General features: G+C 69.8%; 15 protein-coding genes. 7 read left to right on the forward strand and 8 right to left on the reverse strand.

Annotated features, from left to right (window positions below; all coding sequences use genetic code 11):
* Window positions 1-27: 27 nt before the first annotated feature.
* Window positions 28-372, reverse strand: coding sequence for a hypothetical protein (locus ACZ3TS_RS33025; protein ID WP_467625208.1), 345 nt, complete (start codon window positions 370-372; stop codon window positions 28-30).
* A gap of 125 nt (window positions 373-497) precedes the next feature.
* Here ACZ3TS_RS33025 and ACZ3TS_RS33030 point away from each other — a divergent pair, with 125 nt between their 5' ends.
* Window positions 498-1322 (forward strand): rhomboid family intramembrane serine protease, encoded by an 825-nt coding sequence (locus ACZ3TS_RS33030; protein ID WP_467625209.1) that lies wholly within the window; start codon window positions 498-500, stop codon window positions 1320-1322.
* 21 nt (window positions 1323-1343) lie between these two features.
* Here the strand turns inward: ACZ3TS_RS33030 and hemE are convergent, their stop codons facing one another.
* Complete coding sequence (gene hemE / locus ACZ3TS_RS33035; RefSeq protein ID WP_467625211.1) at window positions 1344-2408, reverse strand: uroporphyrinogen decarboxylase; 1065 nt, start codon at window positions 2406-2408, stop codon at window positions 1344-1346.
* A 191-nt stretch (window positions 2409-2599) separates the two neighbouring features.
* Here hemE and ACZ3TS_RS33040 point away from each other — a divergent pair, with 191 nt between their 5' ends.
* The 5 genes from ACZ3TS_RS33040 to ACZ3TS_RS33060 all read left to right on the forward strand — a co-directional run bounded on the left by ACZ3TS_RS33040 (window position 2600) and on the right by ACZ3TS_RS33060 (window position 9314).
* Window positions 2600-3268, forward strand: coding sequence for a DUF3000 domain-containing protein (locus ACZ3TS_RS33040; RefSeq protein ID WP_467625212.1), 669 nt, complete (start codon window positions 2600-2602; stop codon window positions 3266-3268).
* 288 nt (window positions 3269-3556) lie between these two features.
* A complete protein-coding gene (locus tag ACZ3TS_RS33045) occupies window positions 3557-4219 on the forward strand; it encodes a response regulator transcription factor (RefSeq protein ID WP_332883095.1) in 663 nt (220 codons plus the stop codon).
* A gap of 233 nt (window positions 4220-4452) precedes the next feature.
* The gene (locus ACZ3TS_RS33050) at window positions 4453-5727 is read left to right on the forward strand and encodes an HRDC domain-containing protein (RefSeq protein ID WP_467625215.1); all 1275 of its coding nucleotides are present in this window, start codon (window positions 4453-4455) and stop codon (window positions 5725-5727) included.
* Window positions 5728-5970: 243 nt separating this feature from the next.
* Window positions 5971-7188 carry a thiolase family protein gene (locus ACZ3TS_RS33055; RefSeq protein ID WP_467625217.1) on the forward strand — a complete coding sequence of 406 codons (1218 nt, stop codon included), beginning with the start codon at window positions 5971-5973 and terminating at the stop codon, window positions 7186-7188.
* A complete protein-coding gene (locus tag ACZ3TS_RS33060; protein ID WP_467625219.1) occupies window positions 7185-9314 on the forward strand; it encodes a 3-hydroxyacyl-CoA dehydrogenase NAD-binding domain-containing protein in 2130 nt (709 codons plus the stop codon). Before ACZ3TS_RS33055 ends, ACZ3TS_RS33060 begins: the two co-directional genes overlap by 4 nt.
* Window positions 9315-9705: 391 nt before the next feature.
* On the opposite strand, the gene ACZ3TS_RS33065 is transcribed toward ACZ3TS_RS33060, so the two are convergent.
* Entirely contained in the window at window positions 9706-10740 is a 1035-nt protein-coding gene (locus ACZ3TS_RS33065; protein ID WP_467625221.1) for a PLL family lectin, read from the reverse strand.
* Between the two features lie 60 nt (window positions 10741-10800).
* Between ACZ3TS_RS33065 and ACZ3TS_RS33070 the strand changes: the two genes are divergently transcribed.
* Window positions 10801-11175 carry a PIN domain-containing protein gene (locus ACZ3TS_RS33070; RefSeq protein WP_467625223.1) on the forward strand — a complete coding sequence of 125 codons (375 nt, stop codon included), beginning with the start codon at window positions 10801-10803 and terminating at the stop codon, window positions 11173-11175.
* Between the two features lie 223 nt (window positions 11176-11398).
* Here ACZ3TS_RS33070 and ACZ3TS_RS33075 read toward each other — a convergent pair whose 3' ends face one another.
* The 5 genes from ACZ3TS_RS33075 to ACZ3TS_RS33095 all read right to left on the reverse strand — a co-directional run bounded on the left by ACZ3TS_RS33075 (window position 11399) and on the right by ACZ3TS_RS33095 (window position 18630).
* A complete protein-coding gene (locus ACZ3TS_RS33075; protein WP_467625226.1) occupies window positions 11399-12895 on the reverse strand; it encodes an amino acid permease in 1497 nt (498 codons plus the stop codon).
* Window positions 12896-13041: 146 nt separating this feature from the next.
* A complete protein-coding gene (gene dxs / locus ACZ3TS_RS33080; RefSeq protein WP_467625228.1) occupies window positions 13042-14976 on the reverse strand; it encodes a 1-deoxy-D-xylulose-5-phosphate synthase in 1935 nt (644 codons plus the stop codon).
* Between the two features lie 292 nt (window positions 14977-15268).
* Window positions 15269-16561, reverse strand: coding sequence for a sugar ABC transporter permease (locus ACZ3TS_RS33085; protein WP_467625230.1), 1293 nt, complete (start codon window positions 16559-16561; stop codon window positions 15269-15271).
* Window positions 16558-17349 (reverse strand): ATP-binding cassette domain-containing protein, encoded by a 792-nt coding sequence (locus ACZ3TS_RS33090; protein ID WP_467625232.1) that lies wholly within the window; start codon window positions 17347-17349, stop codon window positions 16558-16560. Before ACZ3TS_RS33090 ends, ACZ3TS_RS33085 begins: the two co-directional genes overlap by 4 nt.
* A 177-nt stretch (window positions 17350-17526) precedes the next feature.
* Complete coding sequence (locus ACZ3TS_RS33095; RefSeq protein WP_467625264.1) at window positions 17527-18630, reverse strand: substrate-binding domain-containing protein; 1104 nt, start codon at window positions 18628-18630, stop codon at window positions 17527-17529.
* Between the last annotated feature and the right edge of the window lie 48 nt (window positions 18631-18678).

An 18678-nucleotide genomic window follows, 5' to 3' on the forward strand; every position in this document is an offset into this window, starting at 1 on the left:
AACCGCAGCTCCCACGACGCCCTTGGCTCATGCCGTCTCGTGCTGACCGACCCCGTTGATCCGCTCGATCGCCTGCCTGGCCTGCTCCGCCGGCGGACGCGGAGGAAGCGACGACACCGAGGCGCTGGAGGGAACGGCGGCCGGCTGCGGCTGCACCCCCGCGGGCTTGGCATGGGCGGCAGCGGCACGCGTGGAACGCAGCCGGTGGCTGACGGCCTCGTCGAGCGTCACGGGACGCTGCATCTGCGAAGCGAGCCGGCCGGCCTCCTGGCCGAGCCGGGCGATGTCTTCCCAGGACAAGTGGATCACCAGGGCGAGCTCGGCCTCACCGTCGGGCAGAGCGTGTATCGGAGGAGTAACTCGGTCGTTCATCGCCTGTCCTCACGTCGTCCCCGCGACACGCCTTCCCCGCACCGCGGGCGGTTGAGGAGACATACGCACACACGGACCGCCGCGTTCACCGATTTCACCCTGGCGATCGAGGGCACTACTTCCTTGTGGTCATCCCCGTCCATGACGTGAACCCTGTGCGCCGTACGCCCTATGTGACGTACGCGCTGATCGCGGCCAACTTCGCCGTCTTCCTGTTCACCCCCGGCATAGCGGGCTCGGTGACGGGACAGAGCGACCTGTCGCAGCTGTGTCATCTCCAGGCGTTCCTGGACCACTACGCCGCGGTGCCCCGGGAGTTGATCCACGATCAGCTGCCGCGGCTCGTGCCCACGGGCTCCGTCGGCATCGGCCCGCACGGCCCGGGCTGTGTGGTGGCCCCGCCGGATTACCACAAGTCGCCACCGGCGTCGGTCTTCACGGCGATGTTCCTGCACGGCAGCTGGCTGCACCTGCTGGGCAACATGCTGTTCCTGCTGATCTTCGGCAACAACATCGAGGACCGTCTGGGGCACATCCGCTTCGCCCTGTTCTACGTCGCGTGCGGATACGCGGCGGCGTACGGCTTCGCGTACTTCAACGACACCTCGAGCGACCCGCTGATCGGCGCGTCGGGTGCCATCGCGGGCGTCCTCGGCGCCTATCTGGTGCTCTACCCCAGGGCCAGGGTCTGGGTCCTGGTCCCGTTCCTGATCTTCCTGCCGCTGCGGCTGCCCGCGTGGATCGTGCTCGGCTCCTGGTTCGTGCTGCAGGCGGTGTACTCGTCCGGGGCTGCCGTCTCCCAGGCCGGTGCCGTGGCGTACGCGGCCCATGTGGTCGGCTTCATCACGGGCATGATCCTGGCCTGGCCACTGCGCCCGGGCACCCCTCCGCCGCCCGAGCCGCGCGGCCTGCTGTGGGGCAGGCAGGCCCGGGCACGGCACGGTTGGTGAGCGGGCGGCGCTAGGCCCGGGTCAGCCCGTCTGCGTGTGGACGTACTCCACGAGCCGGGTGAGGGCGTCCGGGTCGGTGGACGGCATGACGCCGTGGCCGAGGTTGAAGACGTGGCCCTCGAGACCGGCGGCGGCGTCGAGCACCTCGCGGGTCTTGGCCTCGACGGCCTCCGTCGGGGCGAAGAGGATCGCCGGGTCGAGGTTGCCCTGGAGGGCCTTGCCGGGGCCGACGCGGCGGGCGGCATCGTCGAGCGGGACGCGCCAGTCGACGCCGACGACGTCCGCACCGGCCTCACCCATCAGCCCGAGCAGCTCGCCGGTGCCGACACCGAAGTGGATGCGGGGGACGCCGTACGGCTCGACGGCCCTGAAGACCTTGGCCGAGGCGGGCAGCACCGAGCGGCGGTAGTCGGCGGGGGCGAGGGCGCCCGCCCACGAGTCGAAGAGCTGGACCGCCGAGGCGCCCGCTTCGATCTGGACCTTCAGGAAGGCGGCCGTGATGTCCGCGAGCCGGTCCAGGAGGTCGGCCCACAGCTGCGGGTCGCCGTACATGAGCGCCTTGGTGTGCTCGTACGTCCGGGAGGGGCCGCCCTCGATGAGGTAGCTCGCGAGGGTGAAGGGCGCGCCCGCGAAACCGATCAACGGGGTCTCGCCCAGCTCGGCGGTGAGCAGGTTGATGGCCTCCGTGACGTACGAGACGTCCTCGGGGGTCAGATCGCGCAGCTGCGCGAGGTCGGCGCGGGCGCGGATCGGGTGCTCGACGACCGGGCCGACGCCGGGCTTGATGTCGAGGTCGACACCGATGGCCTTGAGGGGGACGACGATGTCGCTGAAGTAGATCGCCGCGTCCACGCCGTGCCGGCGGACCGGCTGGAGTGTGATCTCGGTGACCAGCTCGGGCCGCATGCAGGACTCGAGCATCGGGACGCCCTCACGCACCTTGCGGTACTCGGGCAGTGAGCGCCCGGCCTGCCGCATGAACCAGACCGGTGTGTGCGGCACGGGCTCGCGCCGGCAGGCCTTGAGGAAGGCGGAGTCGTACGTCGCTGTCGGCTGGCCCGTGGCGGGGCGGTCATTGGCACTCACGCCGAAAAGTCTCGCACGCCGCACGGGCGATGAATTCCGGGGGCAGCGGCGCCGCCGAAGGCGGACCCGCCCCACGGCCACGTCCCCCGGACGGCGTCGGCCGAAGCGGCACCTGCCCGTTCCCGGCCAACAGCCGGCGGCAAGGGTGTCTCTACCTGCGAACGCGCTTTCCTCCCCTTACTCTTCCCCGCATGGCTGCGGCTCAGGAACGAGTGACGGACGGCGCTGGCGGAATGGACGACGCGGAGGAGGGGGACGGCAATGCGACGGAGACGGCTCCAGTACCCTTCCGTGCCGCGGTCGACGCTCTGAAGACCGCACGGCTGCGGCCGGAGATCGAGATCGAGGCGACGCGCCCTCCGCAGCGGCTGGCCCCGTACACGTACGCGCTCGAGGCCGCGGTCGTCGCGGACGGCGAGGACCTGGCCGACGGACGCCTCGTCCTGCTGCACGACCCGGCCGGACACGACGCCTGGCAGGGCACCTTCCGCCTGGTGACCCTGGTGCGCGCCGAGCTCGAACCCGAGATGGCGGCCGACCCGCTGCTGCCCGAGGTGTGCTGGTCCTGGCTGACCGGCGCGCTCCAGTCCCATGGGCTGGCTTACGGCGAACCGAGCGGCACCGTCACCCGCGCGAGCTCCCACTACTTCGGCGGGCTCGCCGCGCGCCCGGCCGCCTCGCAGATCGAGATCCGCGCCTCCTGGACGCCCCGCGAGGGCGTGGGCGGCGTTCCGGAGACGGCCGCGCATCTGGCCTCGTGGTGCGATCTGCTGTGCCAGGTGGCGGGTCTGCCCCCGGCAGGCCCGGGAGACTCCTCCGTGGTGACGCTGCCACAGCGGCGGGACCCGCAGTCCCGCTGATGCCGCAGCACCCGCCGACCTTTCTCTGACGTCAACCCGTGGTTGACATTACTTACCCTCTCTTTGTCGATACGACCACTTTCAGCCTCGTATCGATAACGGAGCGAACCGATTCGATCTTCGGTTGATCGCTCGCGCGTCCGAATTGCCCGGATTGTTACTCACCAAATCGTGATCATTCTCTAAAGGAGCACGAGTTTGGTGCCGAAGACGACTGTGACCTTGAAAGCACGGTTCGTCCCGGCTTCATCCCCAGAGCCGGCCCCGTCCCGCACCCCAGGAGGCCTGGTGTCCGTTCTCCTCGAGCAGCCCGCAAGCCTGGTCGCCTACCGCCCGAACAAACCGACCGCCATGGTCGTCGTGGCGGACCCGCGCGTCCGTTCCACCGTCACCCGTCACCTCTGGGCGCTCGGAGTGCGCGACGTCATCGAGGCGTCGTCCATCGCGGAGGCCCGCCCCCGTATCGGCAACCCCCGCGACATCTGCGTCGCCGACGTCCATCTACCCGACGGCTCCGGGCTCACCCTCCTCTCGGAGACCCGCGCCGCGGGCTGGCCCAACGGCCTCGCCCTGTCCGCCGCCGACGACATCGGCGCGGTCCGCAACGCCCTGGCGGGCGGGGTGAAGGGCTACGTCGTCACCGGCACGCGCACCAACCTCGGGCTCCCCACCCGACCCGGCGCGGCCCCCATCGGCGCCGCCGCAGCCCGCCTGCACCGCCGCCCCCCGGGTGCCCCGAGCCACCCGGGCGGCTACCGCGAGCTGTCCGGCCGCGAGGTGGAGGTGCTGCGCCTGGTCGCCGAGGGCCAGTCGAACAAGGCGATCGGAGTCTCGATGGGTCTGTCCGCACTGACCGTCAAGAGCCACCTCGCCCGTATCGCCCGCAAACTCGGCACCGGCGACCGCGCCGGAATGGTGGCGGTCGCCCTGCGTACCGGCATCATCCACTGACCCCTCGTGACCTCGCTCCCGCCGCTCACGCCCCGGTCCGCGTCCGCACCGAGCCGCCGCCGAACCGAGTCCGGGGAGATCACCACCGGGCCGCGCCTGCCGGCCAGCGTCAAGCGGCGACACCGGAACCCTTCGCCTGCACGTGTGACAGGTGACTGGTTTACGACCCCCCATCGCCCGTCGACGGAACGTTCCGTCGACGGGCGTCGTCCATCCACGGATACCCTTGACAGGTGACCGACGCCCAAGAGACCGCAGCAGACAGCCCACTGCGAACCACCGGAGGCGCCCCTCCGGACGACGTCGAAACGGCGCCGATCCCCTTGCTCGAGCCGCGTGACGGCATTCCGCCCGTGATCGCCGACGAGACCTCGCTCGCCGAGGTGATCGCCGCCTTCGCCGCCGGCTCCGGACCCGTCGCCGTCGATGCCGAACGCGCGTCCGGCTACCGATACGGCCAGCGCGCCTATCTGGTCCAGCTGCGCCGTGAGGGCGCGGGCACCGCGCTGATCGACCCCATCGCCTGCCCGGACCTGTCGGCCCTGGGAGAGGCACTGTCCGGTGTCGAGTGGGTGCTGCACGCCGCCACCCAGGACCTGCCGTGCCTGCGCGAGATAGGCATGGTGCCCACCCACCTGTTCGACACCGAGCTGGCCGGACGTCTCGCCGGGTTCCCTCGCGTCGGGCTCGGCGCCATGGTGGAGAGCGTCCTGGGCTTCGTACTGGAGAAGGGCCACTCCGCCGTCGACTGGTCGACGCGGCCCCTGCCCGATCCGTGGCTGCGCTACGCCGCACTCGACGTCGAACTGCTCGTCGATCTGCGGGACGCCCTGGAGAAGGAGCTGGACCGGCAGGGCAAGCTGGAGTGGTCCCAGCAGGAGTTCGACGCGATCGCCTCCGCGCCGCCCGCGGAGCCGCGCAAGGACCCCTGGCGCCGCACCTCCGGCATGCACAAGGTGCGCCGCCGCCGGCAGATGGCGGTCGTCCGTGAGCTGTGGCAGGCCCGGGACCGGATCGCGCGACGCCGGGACGTCTCGCCGGGCAAGGTGCTCGGGGACGCGGCGATCGTCGAGGCCGCGCTGGCCCTGCCGCCGAACGTGCACGCCCTCGCCTCGCTCGGCGGCTTCGGGCACCGTATGGGACGGCGTCAGCTGGAGCAGTGGCAGGCCGCGATCGATCGCGCCAGGGCACTTTCCGACGCCGAGCTGCCGCAGCCGGGTCAGCCGGTGGCCGGGCCCCCGCCACCGCGGGCCTGGGCCGACAAGGATCCGGCGGCCGCCGCTCGGCTGACCGCGGCGCGGGCGGCGGTCTCGGCTCTCGCCGAGCAGCTGAACATGCCACAGGAGAATCTGATCTCGCCGGACACCGTGCGGCGGGTGTGCTGGGAACCGCCGAAACCGGCCGACGCCGAGTCGGTCGCGACCGCGCTCATCGGGTATGGGGCGCGGCCGTGGCAGGTCGAGCAGGTCACACCGGTGTTGGTGGGGGTGCTGTCCGTCAAGGGCTGAGGTCCGGGGTCCGCGGGCGTCGTTGCCGGAAGCGGGACGGCGGCATCGAGATCACGCCAAGCTCGGGGGCGCCGCGGTCCTGGAAACAGTTGTGGAAGCAACCGAGGAACTCCCCCGGTGGTGTGACCTTCACCGCTTGGGCCTGCGGGACTGTGCAGCTTGGTTACCCACAAGTAGCATGGGACTGAGCGCGCGCTCAGCGCGTCGCAGCAGTGCCATCCCGCACCCTGGAGGAGAGCCATCGTGCCTCGTACCGTCAGGGACGTCGTCTTCGTCGACGGCGTCCGTACCCCGTTCGGCAAGGCGGGCCCGAAGGGCATCTACCACGAGACCCGCGCCGACGACCTCGTCGTGAAGGCGATCCGGGAGCTGCTGCGCCGCAACCCGGGTCTCGAGCCGAAGAAGATCGACGAGGTCGCCATCGCAGCGACCACGCAGATCGGTGACCAGGGCCTGACCCTCGGCCGTACGGCCGGCATCCTCGCCGGTCTCCCTCAGTCCGTCCCCGGCTACTCCATCGACCGCATGTGCGCCGGCGCGCTGACGGCGGTGACGACGACGGCCGGCTCGATCGCCTTCGGCGCCTACGACGCCGTCATCGCGGGCGGTGTCGAGCACATGGGCCGCCACCCGATGGGCGAGGGCGTGGACCCGAACCCGCGCTTCGTGAGCGAGAAGCTGGTCGACGAGTCCGCCCTGTTCATGGGCATGACGGCGGAGAACCTGCACGACCGCTACCCCCACATCACCAAGCTGCGCGCCGACGAGTACGCCGTGCGCTCGCAGGAGAAGGCCGCCAAGGCCTACGCCAACGGAAAGATCCAGCAGGACCTGGTGCCGATCTCCGTGCGTCGCACCAGCCCCGAGGCCGGCGAGACCGGCTGGGGCCTGGTCACGGCGGACGAGCCGATGCGCCCTGGCACGACCCTGGAGAACCTGGCGGGCCTGAAGACGCCGTTCCGCGTCCACGGCCGGGTCACCGCCGGCAACGCGGCCGGTCTGAACGACGGCGCCACCGCCTCGATCATCGCGTCCGAGGACTTCGCCCGCGAGAACGGCCTGCCGGTCAAGATGCGCCTCGTCTCCTACGCCTTCGCGGGCGTCGAGCCGGAGGTCATGGGCTACGGCCCGATCCCGGCCACGGAGAAGGCTCTCGCCAAGGCGGGTCTTTCCATCTCCGACATCGGCCTGTTCGAGATCAACGAGGCCTTCGCCGTCCAGGTCCTGGCCTTCCTCGACCACTACGGCATCGCGGACGACGACGAGCGCGTCAACCAGTACGGCGGCGCCATCGCCTTCGGTCACCCGCTCGCCTCCTCCGGCGTCCGTCTGATGACGCAGCTGGCCCGCCAGTTCGAGGAGCACCCGCAGGTCCGCTACGGCCTCACCACCATGTGCGTCGGCTTCGGCATGGGCGCGACGGTCATCTGGGAGAACCCGCACTTCGAGGGGGACAAGTGAGCACCACCGCCGAACTGTTGAAGGGCGCGGCCGAGCTGTTCCCCGACGAGGTCGTGACGCAGGCGCACGTACGCCACTTCGACCTTCCGTTCAACGCGGGCCGTTTCGCCCTGATCACCCTCGACAACGGCCTGGACCACACCAAGCCGACCACCTTCGGCCCCCAGTCGCTCGCGAACCTCGACACCGCGATCGACCAGGTCGAGAAGGAGGCCAGCGAGGGCGAGATCGTCGGCGTCGGCGTCACCGGCAAGCCGTTCATCTTCGCGGTCGGCGCCGACCTCAAGGGCGTCGAGCTGCTGAAGGAGCACAAGGACGCGCTGGCCATCGGCAAGGGCGGCCACGAGGTCTTCAAGCGCCTGTCCAAGCTGGCCGTCCCGACCTTCGCGTACTACAACGGCGCGGCGATGGGCGGTGGCGTCGAGGTCGGCCTGCACTGCACCTACCGCACGGTGTCCGCGGCGCTCCCGGCGTTCTCCCTCCCCGAGGTCTTCCTGGGCCTGGTCCCGGGCTGGGGCGGCTGCACCCTGCTGCCGAACCTGATCGGCGCGGACAAGGCCGTCTCGGTGATCATCGAGAACTCGCTCAACCAGAACAAGCAGCTCAAGGGCAAGCAGGTCTACGAGCTCGGCATCGCCGACGCCCTCTTCGAGGGCGCCGACTTCCTGGAGCAGTCGCTGATCTGGACGGCGTCCGTCCTCAGCGGCGAGATCCAGATCGAGCGCCCGGTGATCGACCGCGGCGAGGCCTGGGACCAGGCCGTGGAGCGCGGCCGCTTCATCGCCGACGGCAAGGTGCACGGCGCGGCCCCGGCCGCCTACCGCGCCCTGGACATCATCGCCGCGGCGAAGAACGGCGATCTGCAGCAGGGTTACGATGCCGAGGACCAGGCCCTGGCGGACCTGATCATGGGCGGCGAACTGCGCGCCGGCATCTACGCGTTCAACCTCGTCCAGAAGCGCGGCAAGCGTCCGGCCGGCGCCCCGGACAAGAACCTGGCCCGCCCGGTCACGAAGGTCGGTGTCGTCGGCGCCGGTCTGATGGCCTCTCAGCTGGCGCTGCTGTTCCTGCGCCGCCTGGAGGTCCCGGTCGTCCTCACGGACATCGACCAGGAGCGTGTCGACAAGGGTGTGGGCTACGTCCACGCCGAGATCGACAAGCTGCTCGGCAAGGGCCGGATCACCCAGGACAAGGCCAACCGCCTCAAGGCGCTGGTGACGGGCGTCCTGGACAAGGCCGAGGGCTTCGCGGACGCGGACTTCGTCATCGAGGCCGTGTTCGAGGAGATCGGCGTCAAGCAGCAGGTGTTCGCGGAGGTCGAGGCGGTCGCACCGGCGCACGCGATCCTCGCCACCAACACCTCCTCCCTCTCGGTGACGGAGATGGCGTCGAAGCTGAAGAACCCCGAGCGGGTCGTCGGCTTCCACTTCTTCAACCCGGTCGCGGTCCTGCCCCTCCTCGAGATCGTCCGCGGCGAGAAGACGGACGACGCCTCTCTGGCCACGGCGTTCGCCGTGGCCAAGAAGCTGAAGAAGACGGCGGTCCTGGTGAAGGACGCCCCGGCGTTCGTCGTCAACCGTATCCTCACCCGCTTCATGGGCGAGATCCAGAACGTCATCGACGAGGGCACCCCGGTCGAGGTGGCGGAGAAGGCGGTGGAGCCCCTGGGCCTGCCGATGTCCCCGCTGGTCCTCCTCGAGCTGGTCGGCCCGGCGATCGGCCTGCACGTCTCGGAGACCCTCAACGGGGCCTTCCCGGACCGCTTCAAGGTCTCCCCGAACCTCAAGGCCGTCGTCGAGGCGGGCAAGCGCGGCTTCTACGTCTACGACAGCGGCAAGCCCGAACTCGACCCCGAGGTCGCCGCGCTGCTGAAGCAGGGCGACACGGTCCTGACCGAGGAGCAGGTCCGCGCCCGCGTCCTGGACGCCGTGGCGCAGGAGATCGGTCTGATGCTCGACGAGGGTGTCGTCGCCGAGGCCCAGGACATCGACCTGTGCCTGATCACGGGCGCCGGCTGGCCCTTCCACCTGGGCGGCATCACGCCGTACCTGGACCGTGAGGGCGTCTCGGAGCGCGTGAACGGCAAGAGGTTCCTGGAGCCGGGCGTGGCTTCGGTTCCGGCGTAACCACCGAATGGTGAAAGGGCCTCCGCAGGTGCGCGGAGGCCCTTTCTCATGCGCCTGCCGGGTCGGACCGGCGTCGTCCGACCGCGGCAAACGACCGTCGACAGGCCGTGTCGACCCACCCTGGACACCGTCTCGCGGGGCAGCAGCGACGGGCCCGGCGGGCGGGAGAGTTCGGCAGCGGCCCGGACCTGAGCGCCCGAACCGGGTCGTGGCCGCCGAACGGCAGGCGTCGGCGCTGTGGAAGGCGATGCACACTCGCAGGCCGACGACGGAAGTTCCCCACACCTCCCCTCGGCAACGGTCCACTCACCCACGTACCACGCGTACGCAGACCACCAGACCCACCCCAACGATCCCGACACCGCGACCCGGGCGAACCGGCGGACACTCGTCAGACTGCCTGCCAGGCCGTCGGCGCCGGCCCCGCCTCGTCCTTGCGGCGGGCGACGAGGAGCCGGCCGGTGGACGGGGACAGCGTCGCCGCGGCCACCCGGCCGTCCTTGTCCACGGCCAGGGACACCTCGGCGTCCGCGGGCAGTTGGGGACCCGACTCGGCCCACCGGGCGCCGGCCGACTCCTGCTCCGTGGGATACGCGGCGAACGCGACGCGGCCGCCGGCCGAACGCTGGGCGAGCAACGTGCAGTCGTCGCCGTCGAGTTCACAACGGACGACGGCGACCGGTCCTGGGCCGGCGGAGGCCAGCAGGGTGACCGGCTTGCCTCCCGGGCGCCAGGCGCACAGGTCGCCGGACTCGTCGGCGTAGAAGAGGGTGGTGCTGTCCGCGGAGGTGGCGAGGGCCTGGAGCGTTCCCGGGCGGACCGGGGCCTCCATCGCCTCTTCCAGGACCGGCTGTCCGCCCGGGTCCGCCTGCCGCCAGTGCAGGATGCCGCCGGGGACCGTCGCGTACAGCTCGACGCGTCCGGACTCCCCCGTCACGGCCGCCAACTCCTCGTGGATCTCACTCCCCTGGAGGTCGCGCCAGGGGTCCCAGCCACCCTTCTCCTTCTGGGCGACCATGCTGACGCCGCCACCCCCGTTGCGGACGAAGACGTGGGCGCGGCCCTCGGTGTCCACGGCCACCGCGGGAAGACCGGTCCGGTCGCCCTTCTTGTTCGGGTGGCCGAGCGGGATCCAGTCGAGGGCGGCCAAGTGGGGGCGGAAGTGCGTGGAATGCACGAGGCCCGACTCACCCGGGACCGAGGGGCGCCAGACGACGAGATGGGCGTACCCGTCGGCGCCCTGGCCGATGCCCGGCCGGGCGTGCAGACGCTGCTCCCCGCCCACGCGGCGCGCGGGCGTCCAGGGACGGCCCGGCTGTCGCTCGGCCCGGCACCACACGGCCCCGTCCCGCGCGGCGTAGGCGCTCAGGCTGCCGTCCCGGCCGCGCAGCAGCCAGGCGCCGTTGACTGTACGGACCGTTGGCACTCCCCCACTCTAATCGGGCGATGTCGAGCGGGCGTGGCGGGCTCATGCGAGGCTGTGGACATGAGTGCCCCGTCTCTTGTCGTCGTGGATGCCGCGAACGTCGTCGGTTCGGTGCCCGACGGCTGGTGGCGGGACCGGCACGGCGCCGCCGAGCGACTGCGGGACCGGCTCGTGCGGTACGCGCAGGAGGGGCTCTCCAGCCACCCCGGGCCGGTGGAGGTGGTGCTCGTGGTCGAGGGTGCGGCCCGTGGGGTGGAGGCCGTGCCCAGCGTACGGGTGGAGGCGGCGCCCGGCAGTGGTGACGACCGCATCGTCGAGTTGGTCGCCGAAGCCGGGAACCGTCCCGTCCTGGTCGTCACGGCGGACCGCGAGCTGCGGCGCCGGGTGGCGGAACTGGGCGCCGATGTCACAGGGCCGCGCGCGCTGCGCGAGTAGGAACCGCCGAGGGATCGCGGCTAGGTGACGTCGGGGGGTTCGCGTCGGATCGGCGCGCGGTATCCGGGGCGGCGCGTGGCAAGCCGGAGGGGCATCCACACGCCGGGCGTACCCGGGCGGTCCGACAACACGGCGACGTGCCATGCCGAGCCCCGCGCACCCACCGGCAACTGGCGGACACCACCCCGGCGCCGACACGGGCGGTCGCCCCGTCGGGGCCTCGTCATCGCCCGAGGGGCCGTGTCTCCTCCTGGCGACCCAGGCGGCTGTGCGAGCGGCCGTAGAGGAAGTACACGAAGAAGCCGACGACCAGCCAGACGGCGAACCGCAGCCAGGTCTCGGTGGGCAGGTTCAGCATCAGCCACAGCGAGGCGCACACCGACAGGATCGGCACCACGGGGACGAACGGGGTACGGAAGGCGCGCTGCAGATCGGGGCGGGTCCGGCGGAGGATGATCACGCCGATCGCGACCACGATGAAGGCGAACAGCGTGCCGATGTTCACCAGTTCGGCGAGTTCGCTGAGGCTCGTGAAGCCCGCGACGACGGCGATGACCACGCCGAGCAGCACGGTCGGCCGGTGCGGGGTCTTGAACCGTGGGTGGACCCGGGAGAAGAAGCGGGGCAGCAGCCCGTCGCGGCTCATCGCGAAGAAGACCCGGGTCTGGCCGAGCAGCAGGATCATGCAGACGGTCGTCAGGCCGACGGCGGCACCGAAGCTGATCACACCCGCGAACCAGGGGTGCCCGACGGACTTGAAGGCGTCGGCGAGCGGGGCGGCCACGGACAGCCTGGTGTAGTGCTCCATTCCGGTGACGACGACGGACACCGCCACGTACAGCACAGTGCAGATGAAGAGGGAGCCGAGGATGCCGCGCGGCATGTCGCGCTGCGGGTTCCGGGTCTCCTCGGCCGTCGTCGCCACGATGTCGAAGCCGATGTAGGCGAAGAAGACGACGGACGCGGCGGTGAAGATGCCCATCACGCCGAAGTCGGACGGTGCCCAGCCGAACATCAGCTGGATCAGCGGTGCCTTGAGGGTGCCCCCCGCCGCCACCGGTTGCTCCTTCGGGACGAACGGCTGGTAGTTGGCGCTGTTGATGAAGAAGGCACCCGCGATGATCACGATGAGCACCACGGTCACCTTGATGGCGACGACGAGTTCGGTGACCCGGGCCGAGAGCTTCACGCCGACGACGAGGATGGCGGTGAGCACCAGGACCAGCGCGGCGGCGAGGATGTCGAAGCCGAACCCGTGCGCCGCGTCCCGGCTGCCGAGATAGTCGGGCAGGTGCCAGCCCGCGTTGTCCATCAGCGAGCGGATGTACCCGGACCAGCCGACGGCGACCACCGCCGTGCCGAGCGTGAACTCCAGGACCAGGTCCCAGCCGATGATCCAGGCGGGCAGCTCGCCGAGCGTCGCATACGAGAACGTGTAAGCGGATCCCGCGACCGGGACCGTGGAGGCGAACTCCGCGTAGCAGAGCGCGGCGAGCGCGCAGACGACACCGGCCACCACGAAGGCCAGCGAGACGGCGGGACCTGCATTCTCCTTGGCGACCTTGCCGGTCAGCACGAAGATGCCGGTGCCGATGATGACACCGACGCCGAACACGGTCAGGTCCAGGGCGGAGAGGGTCTTCCTGAGCGCCTGCTCGGGCTCCTCGGTGTCCCGGATCGACTGTTCGACGTTCTTCGTCCGAAAGAGAGTGCTGATCACGGAGTACCTCCCGCACTTGTCGTCCCCGACATGATCGAGAGGGGGCGTACTCCGTATGCCCCGGCCCGGACTTCTTACGCAAAATGGGCCGGTTTCGCCACCGTAAAGGATGGTGAAACCGGCCCAGCGGAAGCAGCCGGGGCGCGTCAGTCGCGCGCGGTCTCGACGGGCTCCACGGCCCGTCGGGCACCCGTCCGGTCGAACCGGCCGTCGAGCCTGGCGACCAGCCCGGTGACCTGGCGGGCGATGTCCGGCGCGGTCAGTCCGATGTCCGCCAGGACCTCCTTGCGGGAGGCGTGGTCGAGGAAACGCGGCGGGATGCCGAAGTCGCGCAGCGGCACGTCGACGCCCGCGTCGCGCAGGGCCTGCGCGATCGCCGAACCGACACCGCCGGCGCGGGAGTTGTCCTCGACGGTGACGACCACCCGGTGCCGCTCGGCGAGCGGGGCGAGCGCCTCGTCGACGGGCTTGACCCAGCGCGGGTCGACGACGGTGGTGGAGATGCCCTGCTTGTTGAGGAGGTCAGCGATCTCCAGGCACATGGGAGCGAGCGCGCCGACGGAGACCAGCAGCACGTCCGGTACCGGGGCGTCCGCCTTGCGCAGGACGTCCATGCCGCCGACCGTGCCGACCGCGGGGACGGCCGGTCCGACGACGCCCTTGGAGTAGCGCAGCACGGTCGGCGCGTCGTCGACGTCGACGGCCTCGCGCAGCTGGGCACGCAGCTGTTCGGCGTCTCGCGGGGCCGCGATCCTGAGCTCCGGTACCACCTGGAGCATCGACATGTCCCACATGCCGTTGTGCGAGGCGCCGTCATCGCCGGTGACACCGGCCCGGTCGAGCACGAAGGTCACGCCGCACTTGTGCAGCGCGACGTCCATGAGGACCTGGTCGAAGGCGCGGTTCAGGAAGGTCGCGTACACCGCGAAGACCGGATGCAGTCCGCCGGTGGCGAGGCCGGCCGCGGAGACCGCGCCGTGCTGCTCGGCGATGCCGACGTCGTAGATGCGGTTCGGGAAGGCATCCGCGAACTTCTTCAGGCCGACGGGCTGGAGCATCGCCGCGGTGATGGCGACGATGTCGTCGCGCTCGCGTCCGAGCCTGACCATCTCGTCGCCGAAGACGGAGGTCCAGCTCGCGGCGGCCGCCTTGATGGGCAGGCCGGTGTCGGGGTGGATGGGGCCGATGCCGTGGAAGCGGTCGGCCTCGTCCTGCTCGGCGGGCTTGTAGCCACGGCCCTTCTCGGTGAGGCAGTGCACGATGACCGGGCCGCCGAACCGCTTGGCGCGGGCGAGGGCGGACTCCAGAGCCTCGATGTTGTGACCGTCGATCGGGCCGACGTACTTCAGACCCAGGTCCTCGAACATGCCCTGCGGGGCGATGAAGTCCTTCAGGCCCTTCTTTGCGCCGTGCAGGGTCTCGTAGAGGGGTTTGCCGACCACGGGCGTGCGCTCCAGCACCTCCTTGGTGCGGGCCAGGAACTTCTCATAGCCGTCGGTGGTGCGCAGGGTGGCCAGGTGGTTGGCGAGGCCGCCGATGGTGGGGGCGTACGAGCGCTCGTTGTCGTTGACGACGATGACCAGCGGGCGGTCCTTGGCGTCAGCGATGTTGTTGAGCGCCTCCCAGGCCATGCCGCCTGTGAGGGCGCCGTCACCGATGACCGCGACGACGTGACTGTCGCGCTTCAGCAGCTGGTCGGCCTTGGCGAGGCCGTCGGCCCAGCCGAGGACCGTGGAGGCGTGGGAGTTCTCGATGACGTCGTGCTCGGACTCGGCGCGCGAGGGGTAGCCGGACAGGCCGCCCTTGCTGCGCAGCTTCGCGAAGTCCTGACGGCCGGTGAGCAGCTTGTGGACATAAGCCTGGTGGCCGGTGTCGAAGAGGACCTTGTCCTTGGGAGAGTCGAAGACGCGATGCAGGGCGATGGTGAGCTCGACCACACCGAGGTTCGGGCCGAGGTGGCCGCCGGTCTTGGAAACGGCGTCGACGAGGAAGGTCCGGATCTCCTCTGCCAGCTGGTCCAGCTCCTCCAGGCTGAGCCGGTCCAGATCGCGCGGTCCCCTGATGCGGGTCAGCAGCGGCACCCGTGCCTCCTTGCAGTAGAGCTGTGTCGAGCTTTTGCCGGGCCTGTCGAGTCTAATGTTCCGTCTGTGCGGATCACGGGCGGCCCTCACCTTGCACGCGACACATTCGACCGCACACGACTGTGCCCGGCACCACCATGGGTACCGGGCACAAGTCAGGGAACCGGGGCCAAGCCCCGTCAGTGGCGCGGGGCGGTCACATCATGCGGCTCCGCCGCGTGGGCGCGACCAGCCACCGACAACCCGCAGTCGGCAGACCACCGCGGCCCCCACGGCTCCCCGAGCGGAGCGCCTACGCGCGACCGGCCGTTTTCTGCGTCTTGCGAGTGACGGCGTCGATGACGACGGTCGCCAGCAGAACGCCACCGGTGATCATGTACTGAACCGGCGAGGCGATGCCCTCCAGGGCGAGGCCGTACTGGATCGACACGATGACCAGCACACCGAGCAGCGCGTTCCACGTGCGCCCGCGGCCACCGAACAGCGACGTACCGCCGATCACCGCCGCGGCGATCGCGTTCATCAGCAGGTCACCGCCACCGGCACCCTGGTTGGCGGACGCGATCTTCGAGGCGATGAACAGACCGCCGATCGCGGCGAACGTGCCGGAGATCGCGAAGACCGAGATCCGGACCATGTCCACGTTGATACCGGCACGCCGGGAGGCCTCGACGCTGCCGCCGAGGGCGAAGATCTTCCGGCCGTAGGCGGTACGGCGGAGGATGAAGTCGGTCAGCAGCAGCACACCGATGAAGATCACGACCGCCAGCGGCAGGCCCTTGTACTGGTTGTAGACGATCGCCACGGCGAAGGCGACGATCGCGAGCAGGGCAGTGCGCAGGATGGTCTCGCTCAGCGGCCGGGACGGCACACCAGCGGCCTCGCGCCGCCTGTTGCCGAAGTAGGAGCTGAGGAAGTAGAGCACCGTCACCGCGACGGCGAGCCCGTAGGCGGCGGCCACGTCGGTGAAGTAGTAGCTGGTCAGCTTGGCGACGAGACCCTCGCTGTCCAGGTTGATGGTGCCGCTGTCGCCCAGGACCTGGAGCATGAAGCCGTTCCAGAACAGCAGACCGGCCAGGGTGACGGCGAACGCGGGGACGCCGATCTTCGCGAAGAAGAAACCGTGGATCGCGCCGGCGACCGTGCCGGTGAGGATGGCCAGCACGAAGGCGAGCCAGGCGCTCATGCCGTGGGTCACCGTCAGCACCGCGTAGGCGGCGCCCGCCACACCGCTGACCGAGCCGACCGACAGGTCGATCTCGCCGAGCAGCAGCACGAAGACGATACCGACGGCGATCATGCCCGTGCCGACCATGGCGACGGAGATGTCGGAAAGGTTGCCCGCGGTCAGGAAGTTGGAGTTCAGGCTCTGGAAGATGATCCAGATGATCGCCAGACCGATGACGACCGGAATGGCGCCCAGGTCACCGGCCTTCATCTTGCGCTTGAACTCGGTGACGTAGCCCTTGAGGCCCTGTTCACGCACCAGCAGTCGGGGGTCGACCGCGGTGACGGCCTGCGCGGCCGCCTCGGGGTTCTCCACGACGTGGTCCTCGGGAGGAGTGGAGGTCTTGTCGATGCTCACTTCTTGATCTCCCCATTGGTGCGCGCCGCACGACGGGTCACGGCGTTTTCCGTGGCGCCGGTGATGGCGGAGATGATCTCTTCCTGCGAGGTCGACTTGACCTCGAAGATGCCGTTGTTGCGTCCCAGACGCAGCACCGCCACCTGGTCGGCGACGGCCTTCACGTCGGCCATGTTGTGGCTGATGAGGACCACGGCGAGACCACGCTCCCGCAGGCGCTCCACGAGGTCGAGAACCTGCGCGGTCTGCTCGACGCCGAGGGCGGCGGTGGGCTCGTCGAGTATCACCAGCTTGGGCTCGCCGAGCATGGAACGGGCGATGGCCACGGTCTGGCGCTGACCACCCGAGAGCGAGGCGATCGGGATACGGACGCTGGGGATGCGGATCGACAGCGTGTCGAGGAGCTCGCGCGAGCGGCGCTCCATCTCGACCTCGTCCAGGACACCGCGCTTGATGATCTCGCGGCCCAGGTAGAGGTTGCCGACGACGTCGATGTTGTCGCACAGCGCGAGGTCCTGGTACACCGTCGCGATGCCCAGGCTCTGGGCGTCGTGCGGCCTGTTGATCGATACGGGCTTGCCTTCCCATTCGATGACGCCCTCATCGATGGGGTGCACGCCGGCGATCGTCTTGACCAGCGTGGACTTTCCGGCGCCGTTGTCGCCCACGAGGGCGACCACCTCACCGGCGTGGACCTCAAGCTCTACGTCGGTGAGCGCCTGTACGGCACCGAACCGCTTGGAGACCCCGCGCAACGCCAGCACGGGCGTAGCGGACACGTGAACCATCTCCTTCGCCGCCTGACCGGCGGGAGGTTGTGCAGAAGTTGGGGGGATGTTCCGTCCGGCGCCCCGCTACGAGCTTGCGGGGCTGGTGAGAGCGGGGCGCCGGAGGAGCCTTCGTTCGCCAGTCCTGTAGGGGAATTCAAGGGCGAATTCCCCTACAGGGAAAGGACTCTCGGTCTACTACTTCAGACCGATCTTGTCGCAGGCAGCCTTGTACTGGGCGGTGCAGATGTCGGCGACCGTGTAGACGCCGTCCTTGATGACGGTGTCGTTGATCTTGTCCTTGGTCAGCGACTGGACCGGGACCAGAACCGACGGGACCTGCTTGGTGGTCGGGCTGTCGACCTTGTCCTTGGCTATCGAGTCGAGCGCCTTGCCCTGGGCGAGCGCGACGGCCATCTCGGCGGCGGCCTCGGCCTCGGGCGCGTACGGCTTGTAGACGCTCATGTACTGCGTACCGGCGACGATGCGCTGCACACCCGCGAGCTCCGCGTCCTGGCCGGTGACCGGGATGTTGGAGATGCCGGCGGCCTTGAGGGCGGTGATGATACCGCCGGCCATGCCGTCGTTGGCGGAGTAGACGCCGATGATGTTCTTCTTGCCGAGGGCGGAGATGGCGCCCTCCATGTTGGTGTTGGCGTTCTCCGGCTTCCAGTCCTTGGTGTCGTACTCCTTGCCGATGTTCACCTTGCCGTCGAGCACCTCGTGGGCGCCCTTCTTGAACTGCGCGGCGTTCGGGTCGGTGACGGAGCCGTTCATCATGACGATCTTGCCGGACTTGGCCTTGGAGCCGAGCGCCGTGAGGAGGGCCTCGCCCTGGGTCTTGCCGACGGTCTCGTTGTCGAACGAGGTGTAGGCGCTGATCGGGCCCTGCGCCAGGCGGTCGTAGGCGACGACCGGAATACCGGCGTCCTTGGCCTTCTGGACCGAGTTCTTGATGGCCGCGGAGTCCACCGCGTCCACGATCAGCACGTCGACCTTGTTGGTGATCATGGTGTCGACCTGCTGGTTCTGCAGGCTGGCGTCCTGCTTGGCGTTGGCGTAGACGATCGTGCCCTTGCCGTTCGTGAGTTCCTTGACCTTCTTCTCGATCAAGGGGCGGTCGAACTTCTCGTAACGCGCGGTCTGGTTCTCGGGGAGAAGCAGACCGACCTTGATGTCGTCGCCCTTCTTGGCGCTCGAGGACGACGAGGAGGAGCCACCACCGGACTCCTTGGCGCTGCCACATGCGGCCAGCGAGACGGCCATGGCACCAGCAGCAACGGCGAAGGCCGCACGACGCATACGCGTATTCACTTCAGAAACCTCCCTGACGAGGCCGCGTCGTTGCGG

The sequence above is a fragment of the Streptomyces sp. NPDC022910 genome, assembly GCF_055561075.1.

Excerpts from the sequence above, each read along its gene's own strand:
- ACZ3TS_RS33025 (WP_467625208.1), bottom strand. The coding sequence starts at position 372 with ATGAACGACCGAGTTACTCCTCCGATACACGCTCTGCCCGACGGTGAG.
- ACZ3TS_RS33040 (WP_467625212.1), top strand. The coding sequence starts at position 2,600 with ATGGCTGCGGCTCAGGAACGAGTGACGGACGGCGCTGGCGGAATGGAC.
- ACZ3TS_RS33070 (WP_467625223.1), top strand. The coding sequence starts at position 10,801 with ATGAGTGCCCCGTCTCTTGTCGTCGTGGATGCCGCGAACGTCGTCGGT.
- ACZ3TS_RS33090 (WP_467625232.1), bottom strand. The coding sequence starts at position 17,349 with ATGGTTCACGTGTCCGCTACGCCCGTGCTGGCGTTGCGCGGGGTCTCC.
- ACZ3TS_RS33095 (WP_467625264.1), bottom strand. The coding sequence starts at position 18,630 with ATGCGTCGTGCGGCCTTCGCCGTTGCTGCTGGTGCCATGGCCGTCTCG.